Origin of the sequence: Kitasatospora sp. NPDC056651, assembly GCF_042792155.1 — a bacterium.
In the GTDB taxonomy this organism is placed as follows: Bacteria; Actinomycetota; Actinomycetes; order Streptomycetales; family Streptomycetaceae; genus Kitasatospora.
In genome coordinates, this window is record NZ_JBHTWX010000003.1 from 131,527 (window position 1) to 148,295 (window position 16,769).

Consider the following 16,769-nt stretch of genomic DNA (forward strand, 5'->3'; position numbering starts at 1 on the left):
CCGTGGCGTCGACGCACACCCCGGCACACCCGGCCGGCTTCGCGGCCGGTACCCAGCTTCTCGACCACCCCGGCGCGGACGGCCCCGAGGGCTCGGGTCCGGAGGCCTTCGCCGCGGACATCGAGACCAACCGCCACCGGATGCCGCGTCAGACCCGCGGAGCCTCCCCGCTGCTCGGCGTCACCGCCGTCGCCGCGACCCTGGGCGCCACCGGCTTCGCCTCGGCGACCCCGGCCTCCGCCCCCGCCATCGAGGCCCCCGACGAGACCCCGGTCGCGCTCGCCGCCGACCCCGGCCTCGCCCTCGCCGCCCGCATCCAGCACCAGGCCGACAGCCAGCGCACCGCCGCCGAGGAGAGCGCCCGCCTCCAGGCCGCGCAGGAGGCGGAGGCCAAGGCCGCCGCCAAGGAGGCCGAGGCCAAGCGCGCCGCCGAGGAGGCCGAGCGGGCCAAGGCCGCCGCCCTCACCCTCCCGGTGACGGACTACCGGCTCTCCGCCCACTACGGCCAGAGCGCCCGCTACTGGGCCAACCTGCACACCGGCCTGGACTTCGCCGCCGACACCGGCACCCCGGTCCACGCGCTCGGCCAGGGCACCATCACCTCGGCCGGCTGGGCCGGCTCCTACGGCTACCGGATCGTCGAGACGCTGCCCGACGGCACCGAGATCTGGTACTGCCACCTCTCCTCGATCACCAAGGGCTCCGGCCCGGTCACCGGCGGCCAGCAGATCGGCAAGGTCGGCGCGACCGGCAACGTCACCGGCCCGCACCTGCACCTGGAGGTCCGCCCGGGCGGCGGCGCCCCGGTCGACCCGGAGCCCTGGCTCCAGCAGCACGGCCTCAACCCCTGACACACCGCGGAGCCCCCGGGCCGGAGCGCACGCCCCGGCCCGGGGGCTCCGCGCGTCCTCTCACTCCTCGGCGGGCAGCTGCGCCAGGTACGCCTCGATCTCCTCCTGGCCCGGCTCCGGCGCCAGCTCCGGGAACTCCGTCACCAGCAGCCGCGGCAGCCCCGGCACCGTCCACTCGCCGAACAGGTCGAGGGCCGCGTCGACCGCCGCCTCCTCGAACCGGTCGAAGTCCCCTGCCAGCTCGTCCGGCATCGGCCGTCCCAGCGCGGTCAGCTCGGCCAGGTTGCGGTAGCTGCGCCGCATCAGGCCCTGTTCCAGCAGCCGCCGGGCGCCGTCCGTGGCCATGCCGACCGACAGCACCCGGCCCGGGCCCCAGCCCTGCTCGTCCGGCTCGTCCAGCCAGCCGGCCGGCACCAGCGCCTCGAACGCGGCCGACCGCTCCTCCGGCGCCAGCTCGCCGAAGCCGGCCAGCCAGTCCCGTACGGCCTCCGGATCCGTGACGTCCACCCCGTGCGCGTGCAGCAGCAGCGCGTACAGCCGGGGCCAGGTCACCAGATCGGCGCGGCGCAGCAGCCCGGCCGCGACCTCGCCCTGCCACTCGGCCTCGGCGTGCAGTCGCTCCTGGCGCTTGGCGTTGAGCCGCCGGGCCGCCCGCTGGTGGTCGACCAGCAGCCGGACGGCGTCGCCGTAGGCGAGCGGGTCCTGCTCGGGGTCCGGTTGGACGTACAGGTGGAGCCGCTCGTACAGCAGGTGCTCCACGGCGTTGGAGGTCAGTTCGGGCCAGCCGTCGTGCATCCTGCCCTCGCCCAGCTCCAGCAGCGCCAGCACCGCGCGCAGCGGCGCCTCGGCCACCGGCGCGCGGCCCTGCTCGGCCGCCCAGGAGAGCAGGTCGGCGGCCTTGGTGCGCGGGGCGAGCCGCAGGTCTTCGTCGTTCATAGTCCGAACGGTAGCCGCCGGGCGGGGATAGGGTCGGCAGCCATGGTCCCCGTACGACTCACCGGCCCGCGACTGGCCGTCCGCGAGTACCACCACACCGAGGGCGACGTGGCCGCGCTGCACGCCCTGTTCGGCGACCCGGAGGTCACCCGGTACCTGCCGTTCGGGCCGAGCGGGGTCGAGGACTGCGCCGACCAGGTCGAGCTCTACCTGGAGGAGGCGCTGGCCGACGAGCGGGACACCTACCGGCTCGCCGTCACCAGGCTCGCCGACGCCGGGGACCCGCGGGACGCGGCGCCGATCGGGCAGGCCTCGCTCACCCTCGGCGGGCACCGCGCCGGCGACCTCGGCTGCGTGCTGGCCCGCGAGTGCTGGGGCCGCGGCTACGCGGGCGAGACCGTCGGCCTGCTCTGCGGCTTCGCCTTCGGGCCGCTGGGCCTGCACCGGCTGACCGCCCGGACCGCGGTGGACAACACCGCCGCCGCCAAGGTGCTCGGCGGGCTGGGCTTCCGGCTGGAGGGGCGGCTGCGGCACGACGGCTTCAAGGACGGGGTCTGGTCCGACTCGTACCTCCACTCGCTGCTCGCCGACGAGTGGCCGGGCTCGGCCGTCGGGTGACGGCGACCGAGGGTGGGGGGACCGAGGGGGGCCGCGGGGGAGGGGGGTTAACCCCACCCCTGATCCGCCAGGCCTCCGCATCCCCGCCGACCTGCGCGTCCGCCAGACTGGACAGCGTCAGCGGGACGAACGAGCGTCAGAACGAGTGGTCGGGGGCCGGGAGCATGAGCAGCATCCACAGCACGGAGGACTGGGACCGGCAGGCCCCGGGCGGCTCCTGGGGCGACCCGCGCCCGGCCGGAGCCCGCCCGACGGCGCGCCGGCCGGCCGCGTGGCGGGCCCCGTTCTCGGCCTACTACTACCGCGAGGTCGGCTACGCGCTCAGCGGCCTGCCGGTGGCGATCGTCGGCTTCTCCGTCTCGGTCGTCCTGTTCTGCTTCGGCCTCGGCACCTTCGTCACCGTCCTCGGCCTGCCCGTGCTGGCCTTCCTGACCAGCACGGCCCGCGGCTTCGGCCGGCTGGAGCGGGCCCGGGTGCGCGGCATGCTGTCCCTGGACGTCCCCGGCCCGGAGCCGGTGCGCCAGGTCCGCCCGGGCGGCTGGGGCTCGGTCACCGCGCGGCTGGCGGACGCGGCCGGCTGGAAGGCCGTGCTGTACCAGGTGGTGATGTTCCCCTGGGCGGTGTTCAGCTTCGCGGTGACGCTGTCGTTCCTGCTGCTCGGCTGGGTGTTGGCGCTCTACCCCGCGTACCACTGGGTCTACCGGACCTACACCCCCTGGAACGGGCTGCGGATGTTCGACTACCGCGACGACGAGGGCATCCGGCACGTGTACGAGATCCAGTCGGTCTGGCAGATCGCCGGGGTCTCGCTCCTCGGGCTGCTGCTGGTCCTCCTCACGGTGCAGCTGGTCCGCGGCCTGACCAACGTCAACCGGGTCGCCGCCCGGGGCCTGCTCGGCCGCTGACCCCTCCGGCTCCCCGCCTTCGGCCCCGCCCGCGCCCCGGACGCCCTCCGGATGCGGGCGGGGCCGCCGCGTGTTCGGATGACCGGGTGTCCGCCGCCGGCCCTTCCCCCGTTCCCCCGGACATCCTGGTCACCTCCCGCCCGCTGGACGAGTACTGCGCCCTGTTCGGCCTCACCCGGGCCCAGCTCGCGGCCCTGCCCGGGCCGCTGCTGGACTGCCCCGGCGGTGCGGCCGGACTGGCCGCCGAGGCGCGCGAGCTGGGCTGCCGGGTGGTCGCCGTCGACCCGGCGTACGCCCTGCCACTGCCGACGGTCGCGGACCGCGCCCTGGCCGCCCGGGCCGCGATGGCCGCCGCGATGGCCGCCCGCCCCCGGCTCTCCCCCTCGCCCCGCCCGTACCGGGCCGAGCGCTACCTGCGCAGCTGGGACCGCGCCCGCCGACTGTTCGCCGCCGACTCGGCCGCCCATCCGCAGCGGTACATGGCCGCCGAGCTGCCCCGGCTGCCCTTCGCGGACGGCTCGTTCGCCCTCACCCTGAGCGGACACCTGCTCTTCGCCTACCCCGAAGTCTTCGGTCCGGAGCGCCAGTTGGCCGCGCTGGTGGAGCTGGTCCGGGTGACCTCCGCGGACGGCGAGGTCCGGGTCCAGCCGCTGAACGACGGGTACGGCCGCCGCTGCGGCCACCTCGACCCGCTGCGGTACGCGCTCGGCGAGTGCCGGATAGCCAGCGAGGTCCGCCGCCTGCCCGGCGCGGTGGACGGCCGCACCCTCCGGGTCCTGGTGCTGCGGGCGGCCGACCGTCGCCGCCGGGCCGCCCTCCAGATGGCTATGTAATAGTCGCTGTCGCAGGTCACCCCTATACTCGCCCGCATGACCGAGACGACGATCCGGCGCGCCGACGAGAACGACGCCGACCGGCTCACCGACCTGATCCAGGCCTCCTCCGCCTACCACGGCGAGTACGCCCCGATGATCGACGGCTACCGGGTGACGCCCGACTACATCGCCCGCCACGAGGTGTTCCTCGCCGCCGACCAGGCCACCGGCCGGCTGCTCGGCTTCTACTCCCTGATCCGCGAACCGGCCGAACTGGACCTGATGTTCGTCGCCGACGAGGCCCAGGGGCGCGGCACCGGGCGAGAGCTGATCGGGCACATGCTGGAGCTGGCCCGCGCCGCCGGGATCGCCGACGTCCGGGTGGTCTCCCACCCGCGCGCCGAGCACTTCTACCTGCGGGTGGGCGCCGAACGCGTCGGCACCTTCCCCGCCGCCGGGAGGATCACCTGGGACCGCCCCGACCTGCGCTTCACCGTCTAGGAGCCACCGGAGCCACCGGAGTCCCCGGAGCCACCGGCCGGCTGGGCGGGCACCGGCGCGGGCCGGGAGGGTTGGGCGGACTGGGCGGGCCGGGCGGACACCGGGGCGGCCGGGAGCCGGGAGAGGATCTTCTCCGCCAGCCAGCTGCGGTCCGACCCGTACGGGATGCCCTGCGGATCGACCAGCTGCGCCGCCACCGCGTCCCGCAGCCGCCGCTCCCCGTCGGCCGGCAGCCGGGACAGCAGTCCCCTGGCGGCGAGCAGCGCGTGGTACTGCTCGAAGCCGGAGCGCGGGTGCTCGATCGCGTCCAGCACGCTCGGCAGGTCCGCCAGTGCCGGGTCGCCCTGCATCAGCGCGAGTGCCTGGATCCGCCGGTCCTCGGCGCCGTCCGCGAAGAGGTCCCGCACCTGGTCGGCGGTCAGCGCCGAACGCCGGGCGGTCGAGCGGACCTCGGCCACCACGCCCGCCGGCCCGGCCGGCGGGCCGGCGACGGACGGCAGCTGCCCGGCCGGGGCGGCCGGGAGCTCGGCGCTGCCGCCCAGCAGTCCGAGCTGGCGCATCGCGCGGACCCGCAGGTCGTCCGCACCCACCTTGTCGCCGTGCCGGTCACGGTCCTGGCCGGCCAGGAAGAGGTCCAGCGCCCGGTCGGTCTCGGTCAGCGCCTGCGGCAGCGCCAGCCTTGTCACCAGCCAGCCGGCCAGGAAGCCGAAGACCAGGAAGTACAGCACCAGCGCCGCCGCGAACGGCGCGGTGCCCGCGCCCCCGCCGAGCGCGGGCGCCAGCGCCGTCCCGAGGCCGTGCAGCCGCTCGCCGAGCGAGCCGAGCTGGGTCAGTCCGACGCCCAGCAGTACCTTGGTCAGCCAGTCCGAGACCTGCTCCAGATTGGTGTTCGGCGCGTACGAGCCCTGTGGCTCACCGGCGCCGCCGCGCACCCGGGGCACCCCGAACAGGAATCCCATCGCGCCGCCGAGCACCATCGAGGCCCCGACCACCACCAGTCCGCCGCCGAGCGCCTGTCCGGCGTGCTCCCGGCCGAGCGCGAACAGCAGCAGCCCGAGCAGTCCCGTCCCCGCCAGCACCCCGGTGGCGGCCCACTGCGCCGTCCGGGCCGTCGCCCCGCCGCCCCCGCCCGGTCGCCGCGCCCCCGCCATCGCCTACCCCCTGTGCCCGCGCCGCTGCGTTCCGGAACCCGCGCCGACTCTAGCGCCGCGGCGCCGGCACGAGAACGCCCCGCCCCGAAACGCGCACGACTCCCGGAGACCCCGGACGGGGGCCTCCGGGAACGCCGGAGGGAGCCTCCGGAACCGTGCCGGAAGCTCCCCGGGAACGCAGACGGCCCGCGGGCTGCTCCTCCGCGCCGGCCCGTGCACTGGCCAGGCGCCGAGGCACCGGGGATGTACCGGTGAGCCCGCGGGCCGGGTGACTGCTGTGGATTTCGCCTGCCGGAGGCCATGGGCCTCTCCCCGCGCAGGCAGGGGCGGCTCTAGCGAGCAGCCACCTCACTCATCCTGATGGAACTCAACTCAGGATCACCTCCCTTCAGTGTGCTTGCCAGCCTAGGCAGCGCACCGGGCGGAGGCAACGGATTATTTCCGGGGCGACGCGGCCGCCGCTCAGGCGGCCTTCATCTGGTCCTTGAACTTGCTGAAGTCGATGGTCTGGTCGGCCGGCGGGGCCTGGATCGTCAGCGGCTTGTCGAAGTCGCTGAAGTTGATCTTGCCGTTGTTGTCCTTGGAGCCGGTGTGCTCGATCTGCACCGGGTAGGGCTTGCCCTCGGTGGCGACCTGGAGGGTCGAGACCTCGCCCTTGGAGTCGGTGGCCTTCAGGCTGATGGTCTTGACGCCGTTGACGTTGCCGGTGGCGCCCTTCTCGACCTTGTCGTTGGTGCCGGTCTCCGAGCCGATCTTCTTGGTGAACTCGGCGAGGTTGCAGACGCCGGTGAGCGAGCCCATCGACGGGTCGTTCTCGAAGCCGGTCAGGTAGCGGCCCTTGAACAGCTCGGCGGCCTTGGCGCCGTTCGGGCCGCCCATGTTGGTCCAGAAGGCGGTGTCCGGCTTGACGTACGAGGTCTTGCCGTCGCTGATGATCTCGAACTTGCCCATGCCGGGCATCGCCATGGTGCCGGTGCACTGGCTCTTGTTGTCGAGCGCCAGGTTCATCTCCATCGCGCCCCCGTCGGTGCCGACGGTGCCGGACATCTTGAGGGCGGTGGCGGAGGCCAGGGCCTCCTTGGCCTTCTTCTCGATGTCCTGGGCGCTGAGCTTGTCGGTGTCGAGCTTCTGCGCGGAGCCGGCCTTGGCGTCCCCGCCCTTGCCATCGCTCTTGGAACTGCCGCACGCGGCGGTGCCGGCCACCAGGACGAGGCAGATCGCGGCGGTACTGACCAGGCGCTTCGACAGCATGTGGTGGTTCCTGTCCGGGGGCAGGTCGAACAGCCCCCCAATTCGGATGAATTTTTCCTCAGTATGGGTCAGGGCTCTGACAGCTGATCATCAGACTGGCCGCTGTTACAGCTTCGTGGCAGGACCGTGTTCCGCACGTGCCCGGGAACGCGAAAGGCCCGGAGGAAGAATCCTCCGGGCCTTTCGGCTACTGAGTAGCGGGGACAGGATTTGAACCTGCGACCTCTGGGTTATGAGCCCAGCGAGCTACCGAGCTGCTCCACCCCGCGTCGGTGAACACAACAATACGTGGAAGTCGCCGGAATGGGAAATCGCTTCTTCAACCACTCCCGGCGGCCGTCCCCCGGCCCGGTCGCCGCCGGGAACGCCAGGCCCACCGGGCGCTCCGCTCCGGCCGCCGCCGGCCGCGCGCCGCGTGCCGGGCCGCCCGGGACCTCGCCCAGGCGGCGAAGCAGACCAGCGCGGCGAAGCAGGGCACCATCAGCGCCGCGTACACCACCAGGAAACCGTCCGTGCCGAGGTCGGCGGCGGCGTTCCAGGCGCCGTGCAGCGCCATCGCCAGCAGCAGGCCGGTCGGCACCGCCAGCCGGGCCAGCCAGCGCCGCGCGGTGGTGAGGGCGACGGCCAGGCCGATCCCGGTGAGCGCGGTGAACAGCGGGTGGGCGAAGGGGGAGAGCAGGGCGCGCAGCACGAAGGTCTGCACGGTGCTGTCGAAGTCGCGCAGGCTGGGCGGGTCGCCGAGGCCGATGCTGTCCAGCCGCTGGCGCTGGTCGCTGCTGAAGGCCCGGCCCAGGTAGAGGGCGTTCTCGGTGAACGCGAAGCCGCAGGCGGTGATCCCGCCGAGCACCACCCCGGCGGCCAGGGTGCGTGGCCGGGAGCGGTGGTGGGGCCCGCCGCCGGAGGGCGGGGCCGGGCGCAGGTAGGGCAGCGGCCGCAGGTACGGGCGCGGCCGCGGCCGGCCGCGGGAGTGCGGTCCGCCCGGACGGCGCGGGTGCGGGTGCCGGGGCGTGGGCAGGCGGTGCAGCAGCGGCGCGCAGGGGCGCCCGACGCGGCGGCCGTGGCAGCGCAGCCGCCGGCCGAGCGGGAGCAGGAGCACCAGCAGGGCGGTGGCCTTGGCGGTCTCCTCGATCACCGGGGTGGCGATCCCGGTGCCGAGCGGCAGGCCGAACGGGCCCCGGTGCCGGAGCAGGTAGCTCGCCGTCCAGTTGTTGGCCAGGATGGCGACGGTGGTGGCCGCGCAGGCGCCCCAGGCGAGGCAGAACACGGTGTGCCGCAGCGGCACCCGGGCGGTGAGGTTGAGCCAGGCCAGGCCGCCGAGCACGAACGGCAGCGGCACCATCGCCAGGCCCAGGCCGACCAGCAGCCCGACCGTGCCGGTCTGCCGCTGGACGAGGTGCAGGATCAGCGCCCCGCACCCGAGCAGGGTCAGTACGGCGGTCGCGGTGACCGAGGAGACCGCCGCCGAGCGGCCGCGGGCCGGCGGGGCGGGTGTGGCGGGTGCGCCCGGTGCGCCGGCCGGGGCCGGTGGTGCGGAGGTGGCGTCCGGCCCGGGCAGCAGCCGGTGGGCCCGGTGCCTCCGGGGCCCCGGGATGGACCGGGTGCCGCCGGTGCTCGGGGCCGTCTCCGGTGCGTCGGCGGCGGTTCGAACGGTCGTCCGACCGTTCGCCCGGGGGCGGCCGCCGGACGGGCTGCCCATGCGGCACAGGGTAGGCCACGGCGGTGGCCCGCCGGGAGGATCCGGGACCGCCCGGCGGCCCCGGGAACTCCCCAACGGCCGCCGGGCGGCGGCCCGTTCGAACGCCGCCGGTGGGTCAGCGGCGGCGGAACAGCAGGTCGTGGACGACGTGGCCCTTGGTGATCCCGGCCCGTTCGAACTTGGTGACCGGCCGCCAGTCCGGCCGCGGGGCGTAACCCGGAACGCTGCCGTCCGGGTGGTCCGCGGGCTCCAGCCAGCCGGTCCCGTCACCCTCGGGGTGCAGGTTCTCCAGCTCCGGGGAGGCGGACAGCACGGCCAGCATCTGCTCCGCGTACGGCTCCCAGTCGGTGGCGCAGTGCACCAGGGCGCCGGGGGCGAGCCGGGGCAGCACCAGGTCGAGGAACTCGGACTGGACCAGCCGGCGCTTGTGGTGCTTCGGCTTGGGCCACGGGTCGGCGAAGTAGACCCGCAGACCGGCCAGCGAGGCGTCCGGGAGCATGTCGCGCAGCAGGATCACCGCGTCCCCGGCGGCCGTCCGGACGTTCGCGGAGCCGTCGCGCTCCAGCAGCCCGAGCAGGTTGCCGTGGCCGGGGGTGTGCACGTCGGCGGCGAGGATGCCCATCGACGGGTCGGCGGCGGCCATCGCGGCGGTGGTCTCGCCCATGCCGAAGCCGATCTCCAGGGTCACCGGCAGTCCGTCGAACAGCTCCCGCGGGTCCAGCGGGCTGCCGTCGATCGGGATGCCGTACGTCTCCCAGCTGCGGTCCAGGGCGCTCGCCTGGGCGTTGGTCATCCGGCCCCGGCGCGGCTGGAAGCTGCGGATGCGACGCTCGCGGTGCTGGGCCTCGGTGGCCTTGTGCGGGTACATCGGCGCGGGGTAGGCGGCCGGCGCGGCGGACAGCCGGGCGGACGGCGAGGGCTGGGGGATCGGGGCGGTGGCAGTCACAATCAACCGAGTCTACGGGGCTGCGGGGGCTCTCCCGCAGGGCCTGTGACCGGGCTCATCCGGCGGGACACGCCCTTGCTCACGAGCCCCGCCGTTCACCCGTCGGCCGCCGACCACCGCCACGTCGAAGTCGTCCGCCACCGTCCGCTCCTCGTCCACGCCCTCGCTCGGTCCGCCCTCGGTCCCACGGCCCTCAGGGCTTGTCCGGCGAGCCCTGGCTAGGCCGGTGCGACGATCACCGCCCGGGCCCGCTCGGTCAACTCCCGTACCCGGCGTTCACCCTGGAAGGGCTCCAGCCGCCGCAGCATCTCCACCACGTACTCCCGGCTGCGCTGCGAGGAGATCCGGCCCGCCACCTCGACCGCGCGCTCGCCGGCGGCGACGGCGGCGTCCAGGTCGCCCGCCTCCGCCTCGGCCATCGCCGAGACCACCAGCCGCAGGCCGTGCGAGCGGACGAAGCCCTCGGTGGGCGTGGCCAGCGCCTCGCGGGTGAACTGCCGCACCTTGGAGGGCACTCCGAGGTCGCGGAAGCACTCGGCGGCGTCGGCGGCGAGCCGGTCGTAGGCGTAGAAGTCGATCCACGCCGGATCGGGATCCCCGGCTCGCGCCCGTTCGAGTGCGCTCTCCGCCGCGCCGAGCGCCGTCGCGCACGCCGCGGCGTTGCGGGCCTTGGCCTGGGCCCGGGCCTCCACCAGGTGGAAGAAGCTCATGGTGCGGGCGGTGGCCAGGCCCCGGTTGCGCTCCAGCGCGGCCTGGGCGAGGTCGACCGCCTCCTCGGCGAAGCCCCGGTAGCCGGCCTGGAGGCTCATCGAGGCCAGCACGTAGCCGCCGAGCGGCACGTCGGCGGCGGCCCGGGCGAGCCGCAGCGCCTGGATGTAGTACCGCTGGGCGGCCTCGTGCTGGCCGGTGTCGAAGGCCATCCACCCGGCCAGCCTGGTCAGTTCGGCCGTCGCCCCGAACAGTGCCCGGCCGACCGCGTCGCTGTACGAGGCGAGCAGCAGCGGTGCCGCCTCCACCCGCAGACACTCCGGCACCATCGACGAACGCCAGTCCCCGCCACCGTACTTGGAGTCCCAGCGGCGGGCCTCGTGGGCGGCCTCGCGGAGCTTGGCGGCGTCCGAGTGGCCGACCCGGTAGGAGGAGGTGTCGGAGGGGGAGCGCGGCACCTCTCGGGCCACCGAGCCGTCCGCCGGGGTGATCAGCCAGCGGGAGACGGGGGTCGCGTAGGCGGCGACCGAGAAGGTGCCGGCCAGGCTGTCGCTCCAGCGGCCGCCGCCGGGGCCCCGGCGCAGGTCGAGGTCGACCCGCCACAGGTCGGTCGCGGAGCGGACCGCGTCGGCGACCTCGCGCGGGAAGGCCAGGCCGAGTTCGGGCGCCGGGTCGGTGTCGCCCAGGCCGATCTCCTCCAGCGGGACGGGCCGGCCGAGCTTGCCGCCGATCGCGGTGGCGATCAGGTGCGGGACGGGCCCCTGCGGGACCATGCCCTTGCTGACCCAGCGGGCCACCGAGGTCTTGTCGTACCGCAGGGTCAGCCCGCGCTGGGCGCCGAGGTCGTTGACCCGGCGGGCCAGTCCGGCGTTGCTGATCTGGGCGAGGGTCAGGAGCGTGCCGAGCCGTTCGTTCGGTCCTCGTGGGCTGACGGTCATGGTGGCGGCGGCACCTCCTGCGGCCTTGTGCGCGGGGCCCGGGCGGCACCGGGCCGTAGCTGCTGTACCTAGAGTAGTCGGACGCGTTCCGACGGTTAAGAGGTCGCATTCCGGATGGCGGGATCGCGCACTCGCCGGTGTCGTACGGGGGTTGGTCCGGACCACTCGGATCCGGCCGACCGCACCGCGCGCCGGAGCCTCGTGCTCCGGTCCCGTGTTCACGTGCGCCCGGCCGTGCTCCCTGGTTCGACCGGCTGGTCGGCGATTCGCTGGTGGTCGTGGGTCGGCCTGCCGTCGAGGACCCGGCAGGCCGGGGGAAGCCGCCGCCTCAATCCCCGCGGGCGGCGGTGAAGTCCGGGAGGGCATGCGGATGCCCTCCCGGGCTGGGCGACGTCTTTCGGCCATCTCGCGATGCCCATGTCAAAGGCGTTCGCGGGCGGTCCGGGCCGGGGAGGGGGAGGCCCGGCCCGCCTCGGCCCCGGATTCGAAGGTGATCGAACTCGCCCCCGGAGCAAGGGACTTGCCGAGCCGCGGCGATCGGCTCCGGCGCACCCGCTCCGGCCCGGACGGGTCCGGCCGTCGTCGAGCGCGCGGTTCGAACGGAGACGGAACCCGGAAACACCGGCCACGGCGGCAGCCCGCGGTGGCACGATGTCTTCTGACGGTGCGTCGAGCTGCGGGGGCACACCGGGACGCGCACGGGCCACCACGGCACACCCGGCCGCCCGGCGGGCGGCGAGCGCGCGGGCACGGGTGCAGGTCCTCGTCCGGTGGAGGCGCGATGCGGTGGCTGACGGGCTGGTGCACGGGCACGCCCGGCGCGGGCACCCCGGCGCACGAGGCGATCGGCGGGATCACGCCGATCGCCGCCCGCCCCCTGTGGGCCGGACCCGACCCGCTCTGGGCCGTGGGCGACTGGCGCCCCGGGGAGATCCGCCTGGTCACCCTCCGCCCCGGCGCCGCCGCCGTGGTCACCACCGGCCCCACCGCCCCCGACCAGGCCGCGGACACCCCCGCCACCTCCCGGCTCGCCGTCCTCGGCCACTGCGGCGCCACCGACGCCGAACTCGCCGCCGGCCTCGCCGCCGCCCGCGGCGGCGCCGTCCGCCACCTGACCGCCTGGCCCGGCAGCTACACCGTCGTGCTGCGCGCCGGCACCCGCTCCACCCTGCTGCTCACCGACCTCGCCGGCACCCGGCCCGTCTTCCACACCCCGTGGGGCGGCGGCACCGCCTACGCCACCGCCGCCCTGCCGCTGGCCGACCTGGTCGGTGCCCGGCTGGACACCGGCCACCTCGCCGCCCGGCTCGCCTGCCCGGAGTCCCCCGAGGCGCTCGGCACCGGCACCCCGTACCTGGGTGTCGAGCGGGTGCCGCCCGGCCGGGTGCTCGGCATCCGCGACGGCCGCCCGTACCTGTCCGGCTACGACGACCCGGCCGGCGCCGAGCAGCCGCGCGCGGAGGCGCCCGCCGTCCGCGAACTCACCCGCGCCCTGCTGGAGTCCGTCCGCTCCCGGGTCCGCACCACCACGCCGGCCCCCGACCCGGCCGGACGGGCCAGGCTCGGCGTCGACCTCTCGTACGGGACGGCCTCCGCGACCGTCGCGCTGCTCGCCGCCGCGGTACCGCTGCCGCCGGTGCCGGTGGCCGCCGCGGCCCCGGAGGCGGCCCGGGCGGCCGCGGCCAGGAACGGCGCGGTCAAGGGCTCCTGGGCCCGCGCCGCCGTCCAGGAGCCCTCCGCCCCCGAGCAGTTGGCCGCCGTCACGCTCGGCGAGACCGGGTCCCCGGCAGGCCTCGCGCTCGCCCCCGCCACCCCTCGGCTGCGGCACACCGTGCTCGACCCCGGCCCGGAGGCCCTGCCGTACGCCGGGCTGGTCGCCGACCCGCGGACCGGCCGGCTCACCGACGAACCCGGGCCCGAACTCGTCGTCGCCGCCCGGGCCGAGGCCCGGTTCGACGCCGGCGGCACCGACCACCTCACCGGCTACGGCGCCCGGCAGGTCCTGGACGGGCACCCGGCCCGGCTCGCCGACCTCATCCGGGCCCGGCGGCCGCGCGAACTCCTGCCCCCGGTCGCCGCGCTGGCCGGTGCCGACCGGGCGACCGCGGGCGTCCTCACCGGCACCCTGCGCACCCCGCTCACCGTGGTCCGGGCCGCCCACCGGCTCTCCCGGGTCCGCTACGCCGAGGCGCTGGACGAGGCGGCCGCCAGACTGACCGCCCGGCACGTCCCGGACGGCGGCGGCACGGCGGGGGCCCGCTCGGCCGTCGACCTCGCCTGGTGCGTGCCCGGCCCGGCCGCCCGCTGGCTCTCCGACGAAGCGCTCTCGGCGGTGGCGCTGCGGCTCCGCCTGGCGGCGCGCAAACCGGCGCCCGAGGAACACCCCGGCGCGCACCGGGCCAGACACGCCCTCTACCGGCAGGCGCGCTCCTTCCGCACCCTCGTCCACGCCGCCGAGCAGCCCGGCCAGCGGCTGCACGCGCCCTTCCTCGACAACCAGGTGGTGCGCGCGGCCCGGCTGCTGCCCGACGACGTCCGGCTCCAGCCCGGCGCCCGGCACGCCCTCCTGCGGGCCGTCCTCACCGGCGCCGGCCGCACCGACCTGCCCCCCGACTGGGGCCGAGGCCCCCGCCCCGACCGCACCGCCCTCGCCCGGACCGGCCTGCGCCTGGCCGCCGACGGCCTCGCCGAACTCTTCGACGCGCCGCTGCTCGCCGAAGCCGGCCTCATCGACCTCCGCGCCGTCCGGGCCGACCTCGCCCGGTCCGCCGACCCCGCCACCCCGGTCTCCCCGGCCACCCTCGCGGGCCTCGCCGACCTCGTCTCCACCGAGCTCTGGCTCCGCCGCGTCCACGCCCGCCGCCACGGCGCCTGCTGGACGGGCCTGCCCGGCCCCCGCCAGCCCGCCCTCACCTCCTGACCCGGGCCTGCCCGGCCCCCGCCAGCCCGCCCTCACCTCCTGACCCGGGCCGCCGGGCCGTCGCCCCGGCGGGTGCCTCGGGCTCCCGTGGGCTCCTGCGGGCTCCCGCGTTCTTCATCCCCGCCCGCCCGGCCCGTTCGTCGGGCGGTCCCCTCCCGGCCGCGCCGGGTGCCCGCGTCCGCCGCCCGCCCCCTGCGGCGCGGTTGCCGGGCCCCGGTCGGCGGGCCGGTGATGATGGCGGGGGTGTGGACCCGGGGTGAGGAGGACGTGCGGTGGCCGGTGGGAGCGCGGGGCGGGATGTGCCCGTCGTGCTGTCGGTGCTCGGGCGGCCGCCGGCGGGGCGACCGCCGGGGGTGCTGGCGGCGTGCGACGGGTCGGACGGGTCGCTGTGGGCGCTGGACCGGGCGATGACGGAGGCCGAGGTGTTCGGCCTGCCGCTGTACGTGCTCGCCGTGGTCAGTCCGGCGCCGGCCGGCTACCCGCCGGGGATGGCGGAGCTGGTGCAGGAGAGCGTGGAGACGCTGGTCGAGAGCATGGCGGACGGGCTGCGCCGCTCGGTGGCCGCCGTTCAGCGGCAGCGCTCGGCGCCGTACGCGGGGGAGCTGTCGCTGCACGTGGTGCTGGGCAATGTGATCGAGGTGCTGCTGGCGGCGGCCACCCGGCAGCACACGCTGGTGATCGGCACCCGGGGCAACGGCGGCTTCTCCCGGCTGCTGCTGGGTTCGGTGAGTTCGGCGGTCGCCCACCACGCGGCCTGCCCGGTGCTGGTGGTCCCGGCGCCGCCCGCGGCCTGACCCGGCCCGGAGGACGTCCGAGGCGGTGCCGGGAATGTGCCGAGATGGTTCATCGTTCACCCGTCTCGTACCCATCCGATCGAGACGCCCCTGGAGCCACCCGCATGAAGGTCGAAATCTGGAGCGACATCGCTTGCCCGTGGTGTTACATCGGCAAGCGCCGCTTCGAGCAGGCCCTGGCGGAGTTCCCGGGCAAGGAGCGGGTCGAGGTCGTCTACCGCCCGTACCAGCTGGTCCCGGACGCCCCCGCGACGGCGAGCCCGCACCGCGCCTGGCTGGCCGAGCGTTACGGCCCGCAGTCGGTGGCGATGGACGCGCGGGTGGCCGAGCTGGGCCTCGCCGAGGGCATCACGTACGACTTCGACGCCGCGCTGCACGCCAACACCTTCCTGGGCCACCGCCTGCTGCACCTCGCCGAGGCCGAGTACGGCGCGGCCGTCCAGGGGCGGCTGAAGGAGGCGCTGCTGAAGGCGCACTTCTCCGACGGCGTCGACGTCGGCGACCGCGCCGCGCTGACCGACGTCGCGGTGGCGGCCGGTCTGGACCGGGACCGGGTGGTCGGCTACCTGGCGGGCGACGAGGGCACCGCCGAGGTCGACGCCCAGCTGGCCGAGGGCCGGGAGCTGGGCATCAGCGCCGTGCCGACCTTCGTCTTCGAGGGCAAGTGGGCCGTCCAGGGCGGCCAGGACGCCGAGACCTTCCGCAAGGTGCTGGAGCAGGTCGCCACCGAGATCGGCGAGCGCCGCCCCGCCCCGGTCCAGGTCGCCCCGGCCGGCGAGGCCTGCGCGGACGGCTCCTGCGCCATCTGACGGCTCCTGCGCCATCTGGCGGCGGGGCGCGCACGTGCCCGCACGGCACCGCGAGCCCGAAGCCCGAGGCCCGCTCCGGGACTTTCCGGAGCGGGCCTCGGTCATGTCACGGGCGGGGCTCCCGTCAGGAGCACCGGAAGCGGGCCTGCGCCCAGTCCGCGACGTTCAGCGCCGACCAGATCCCGTTCACCGGCGTGACCACCAGCTTGATCGACTCCTGTCCGGCCAGCGGCACGTGCACCGGTACCGCGCGGTCGCCGGTGGCCAGCGTCCGGGAGCGCCACAGGGTGCTGCCGTCGCCGCCCAGGACGGAGAAGACGACTCCGCCCGGCGAGAGCGTGGCGTCGTCCACCCCGGCCACCGCGTCGAAGGACGCGCATTCACGGTTGAGGTCGATCACGGTGGTCGCCGGAGCGTGCACGGTGATCGTGTGCGAGTGGTAGCTGCCGCCGATCCAACCGCCGTCCCGCTGCCAGAACTTGTCGCTGCCCTTCTGCCGGATGCTCGGCTCGGGCGGCGGCACCCGGTTGTTGCCGGGCTTGAGCACGGGCATCGAGTCGGCCCAGAAGTCGCTGAGCACGGGCGGCGTCGGCGTCGGCGTGGGCGTGGGTGTGGTGACGGTCGGCGTCGGCAGGGTCGGCAGGGTGGGCGTCGGGATGACCGGCACGTCGGGCGTGGGCAGCGGCGGCAGCGTCGGCAGGGACACGACCGGGGGAGTGACGGTCGGCTCCGGGGCCTGCGAGGCCTCCGGGCTGCCGGTCGCGGGTGCACCGGGCTGCGGTGCCCTGGTGGTGGCGGGCGGCGGAGCGGGTCTGCTCCCGGTGGCCGGCCCGCTGCCGGCGGGGTCCGGCGCGGGCGCGCCCGGGGCCGGAGCGGCGCTGCCGGGCGGCGCGGCCGGGGCCGCGGTGCTCCCCGCCGGGGGTGCGGGCG

At 75.9% G+C, this 16,769-nt stretch carries 15 protein-coding genes, 1 tRNA gene and 1 pseudogene; 9 read left to right on the top strand and 8 right to left on the bottom strand.

Annotated features, from left to right (window positions below; genetic code table 11):
• The first annotated feature begins 2 nt into the window (after positions 1-2).
• Complete coding sequence (locus ACFRAR_RS03250; RefSeq protein WP_380694189.1) at positions 3-851, top strand: M23 family metallopeptidase; 849 nt, start codon at positions 3-5, stop codon at positions 849-851.
• 60 nt (positions 852-911) lie between these two features.
• Here the strand turns inward: ACFRAR_RS03250 and ACFRAR_RS03255 are convergent, their stop codons facing one another.
• Positions 912-1,787 (bottom strand): hypothetical protein, encoded by an 876-nt coding sequence (locus ACFRAR_RS03255; protein ID WP_380694191.1) that lies wholly within the window; start codon positions 1,785-1,787, stop codon positions 912-914.
• A 42-nt stretch (positions 1,788-1,829) separates the two neighbouring features.
• Here ACFRAR_RS03255 and ACFRAR_RS03260 point away from each other — a divergent pair, with 42 nt between their 5' ends.
• From ACFRAR_RS03260 to ACFRAR_RS03275, 4 genes are all read left to right on the top strand, one after another.
• The gene (locus ACFRAR_RS03260) at positions 1,830-2,405 is read left to right on the top strand and encodes a GNAT family N-acetyltransferase (protein ID WP_380694194.1); all 576 of its coding nucleotides are present in this window, start codon (positions 1,830-1,832) and stop codon (positions 2,403-2,405) included.
• A 164-nt stretch (positions 2,406-2,569) separates the two neighbouring features.
• Positions 2,570-3,310, top strand: a complete 741-nt coding sequence (locus tag ACFRAR_RS03265) for a sensor domain-containing protein (protein WP_380694196.1) — start codon at positions 2,570-2,572, stop codon at positions 3,308-3,310.
• 86 nt (positions 3,311-3,396) lie between these two features.
• Entirely contained in the window at positions 3,397-4,143 is a 747-nt protein-coding gene (locus ACFRAR_RS03270) for a hypothetical protein (RefSeq protein ID WP_380694198.1), read from the top strand.
• A gap of 36 nt (positions 4,144-4,179) precedes the next feature.
• The gene (locus ACFRAR_RS03275; RefSeq protein ID WP_380694201.1) at positions 4,180-4,626 is read left to right on the top strand and encodes a GNAT family N-acetyltransferase; all 447 of its coding nucleotides are present in this window, start codon (positions 4,180-4,182) and stop codon (positions 4,624-4,626) included.
• On the opposite strand, the gene ACFRAR_RS03280 is transcribed toward ACFRAR_RS03275, so the two are convergent.
• The 6 genes from ACFRAR_RS03280 to ACFRAR_RS03305 all read right to left on the bottom strand — a co-directional run bounded on the left by ACFRAR_RS03280 (position 4,623) and on the right by ACFRAR_RS03305 (position 11,316).
• Positions 4,623-5,777 carry a hypothetical protein gene (locus ACFRAR_RS03280; RefSeq protein WP_380694204.1) on the bottom strand — a complete coding sequence of 385 codons (1,155 nt, stop codon included), beginning with the start codon at positions 5,775-5,777 and terminating at the stop codon, positions 4,623-4,625. The two genes, ACFRAR_RS03275 and ACFRAR_RS03280, sit on opposite strands and share 4 nt — an antisense overlap.
• A 462-nt stretch (positions 5,778-6,239) precedes the next feature.
• On the bottom strand, positions 6,240-7,028 hold the full coding sequence (locus ACFRAR_RS03285) for a hypothetical protein (RefSeq protein ID WP_380694207.1): 789 nt from the start codon (positions 7,026-7,028) through the stop codon (positions 6,240-6,242).
• Positions 7,029-7,223: 195 nt separating this feature from the next.
• A tRNA-Met gene (locus ACFRAR_RS03290) sits at positions 7,224-7,297 on the bottom strand.
• A 50-nt stretch (positions 7,298-7,347) separates the two neighbouring features.
• Complete coding sequence (locus ACFRAR_RS03295) at positions 7,348-8,724, bottom strand: PrsW family intramembrane metalloprotease (RefSeq protein WP_380694209.1); 1,377 nt, start codon at positions 8,722-8,724, stop codon at positions 7,348-7,350.
• 115 nt (positions 8,725-8,839) lie between these two features.
• Positions 8,840-9,670: a tRNA (guanosine(46)-N7)-methyltransferase TrmB gene (gene trmB, locus ACFRAR_RS03300; RefSeq protein WP_380694212.1), complete on the bottom strand. Its 831-nt coding sequence runs from the start codon at positions 9,668-9,670 to the stop codon at positions 8,840-8,842.
• 218 nt (positions 9,671-9,888) lie between these two features.
• Positions 9,889-11,316, bottom strand: coding sequence for an MFS transporter (locus ACFRAR_RS03305; protein WP_380694214.1), 1,428 nt, complete (start codon positions 11,314-11,316; stop codon positions 9,889-9,891).
• Between the two features lie 781 nt (positions 11,317-12,097).
• Here ACFRAR_RS03305 and ACFRAR_RS03310 point away from each other — a divergent pair.
• The 3 genes from ACFRAR_RS03310 to ACFRAR_RS03320 all read left to right on the top strand — a co-directional run bounded on the left by ACFRAR_RS03310 (position 12,098) and on the right by ACFRAR_RS03320 (position 15,839).
• The gene (locus ACFRAR_RS03310) at positions 12,098-14,236 is read left to right on the top strand and encodes an asparagine synthase-related protein (protein WP_380694216.1); all 2,139 of its coding nucleotides are present in this window, start codon (positions 12,098-12,100) and stop codon (positions 14,234-14,236) included.
• Positions 14,237-14,508: 272 nt separating this feature from the next.
• Positions 14,509-15,030, top strand: a complete 522-nt coding sequence (locus tag ACFRAR_RS03315) for a universal stress protein (RefSeq protein ID WP_380694218.1) — start codon at positions 14,509-14,511, stop codon at positions 15,028-15,030.
• 104 nt (positions 15,031-15,134) lie between these two features.
• Positions 15,135-15,839 carry a DsbA family oxidoreductase gene (locus ACFRAR_RS03320; protein WP_380694221.1) on the top strand — a complete coding sequence of 235 codons (705 nt, stop codon included), beginning with the start codon at positions 15,135-15,137 and terminating at the stop codon, positions 15,837-15,839.
• A gap of 124 nt (positions 15,840-15,963) precedes the next feature.
• Here ACFRAR_RS03320 and ACFRAR_RS03325 read toward each other — a convergent pair whose 3' ends face one another.
• Positions 15,964-16,545 (bottom strand): NPCBM/NEW2 domain-containing protein, encoded by a 582-nt coding sequence (locus ACFRAR_RS03325; protein WP_380694223.1) that lies wholly within the window; start codon positions 16,543-16,545, stop codon positions 15,964-15,966.
• A 10-nt stretch (positions 16,546-16,555) separates the two neighbouring features.
• Between ACFRAR_RS03325 and ACFRAR_RS03330 the strand changes: the two are divergent.
• Positions 16,556-16,769: pseudogene (locus tag ACFRAR_RS03330) on the top strand (hypothetical protein); the annotation flags it as partial.

Bases quoted from the DNA above. Each gene is read 5' to 3' on its own strand.
- ACFRAR_RS03255 (WP_380694191.1), bottom strand. From the start codon at position 1,787: ATGAACGACGAAGACCTGCGGCTCGCCCCGCGCACCAAGGCCGCCGAC.
- ACFRAR_RS03260 (WP_380694194.1), top strand. From the start codon at position 1,830: ATGGTCCCCGTACGACTCACCGGCCCGCGACTGGCCGTCCGCGAGTAC.
- ACFRAR_RS03265 (WP_380694196.1), top strand. From the start codon at position 2,570: ATGAGCAGCATCCACAGCACGGAGGACTGGGACCGGCAGGCCCCGGGC.
- ACFRAR_RS03275 (WP_380694201.1), top strand. From the start codon at position 4,180: ATGACCGAGACGACGATCCGGCGCGCCGACGAGAACGACGCCGACCGG.
- ACFRAR_RS03280 (WP_380694204.1), bottom strand. From the start codon at position 5,777: ATGGCGGGGGCGCGGCGACCGGGCGGGGGCGGCGGGGCGACGGCCCGG.
- ACFRAR_RS03285 (WP_380694207.1), bottom strand. From the start codon at position 7,028: ATGCTGTCGAAGCGCCTGGTCAGTACCGCCGCGATCTGCCTCGTCCTG.
- ACFRAR_RS03295 (WP_380694209.1), bottom strand. From the start codon at position 8,724: ATGGGCAGCCCGTCCGGCGGCCGCCCCCGGGCGAACGGTCGGACGACC.
- ACFRAR_RS03305 (WP_380694214.1), bottom strand. From the start codon at position 11,316: ATGACCGTCAGCCCACGAGGACCGAACGAACGGCTCGGCACGCTCCTG.
- ACFRAR_RS03310 (WP_380694216.1), top strand. From the start codon at position 12,098: ATGCGGTGGCTGACGGGCTGGTGCACGGGCACGCCCGGCGCGGGCACC.
- ACFRAR_RS03320 (WP_380694221.1), top strand. From the start codon at position 15,135: ATGAAGGTCGAAATCTGGAGCGACATCGCTTGCCCGTGGTGTTACATC.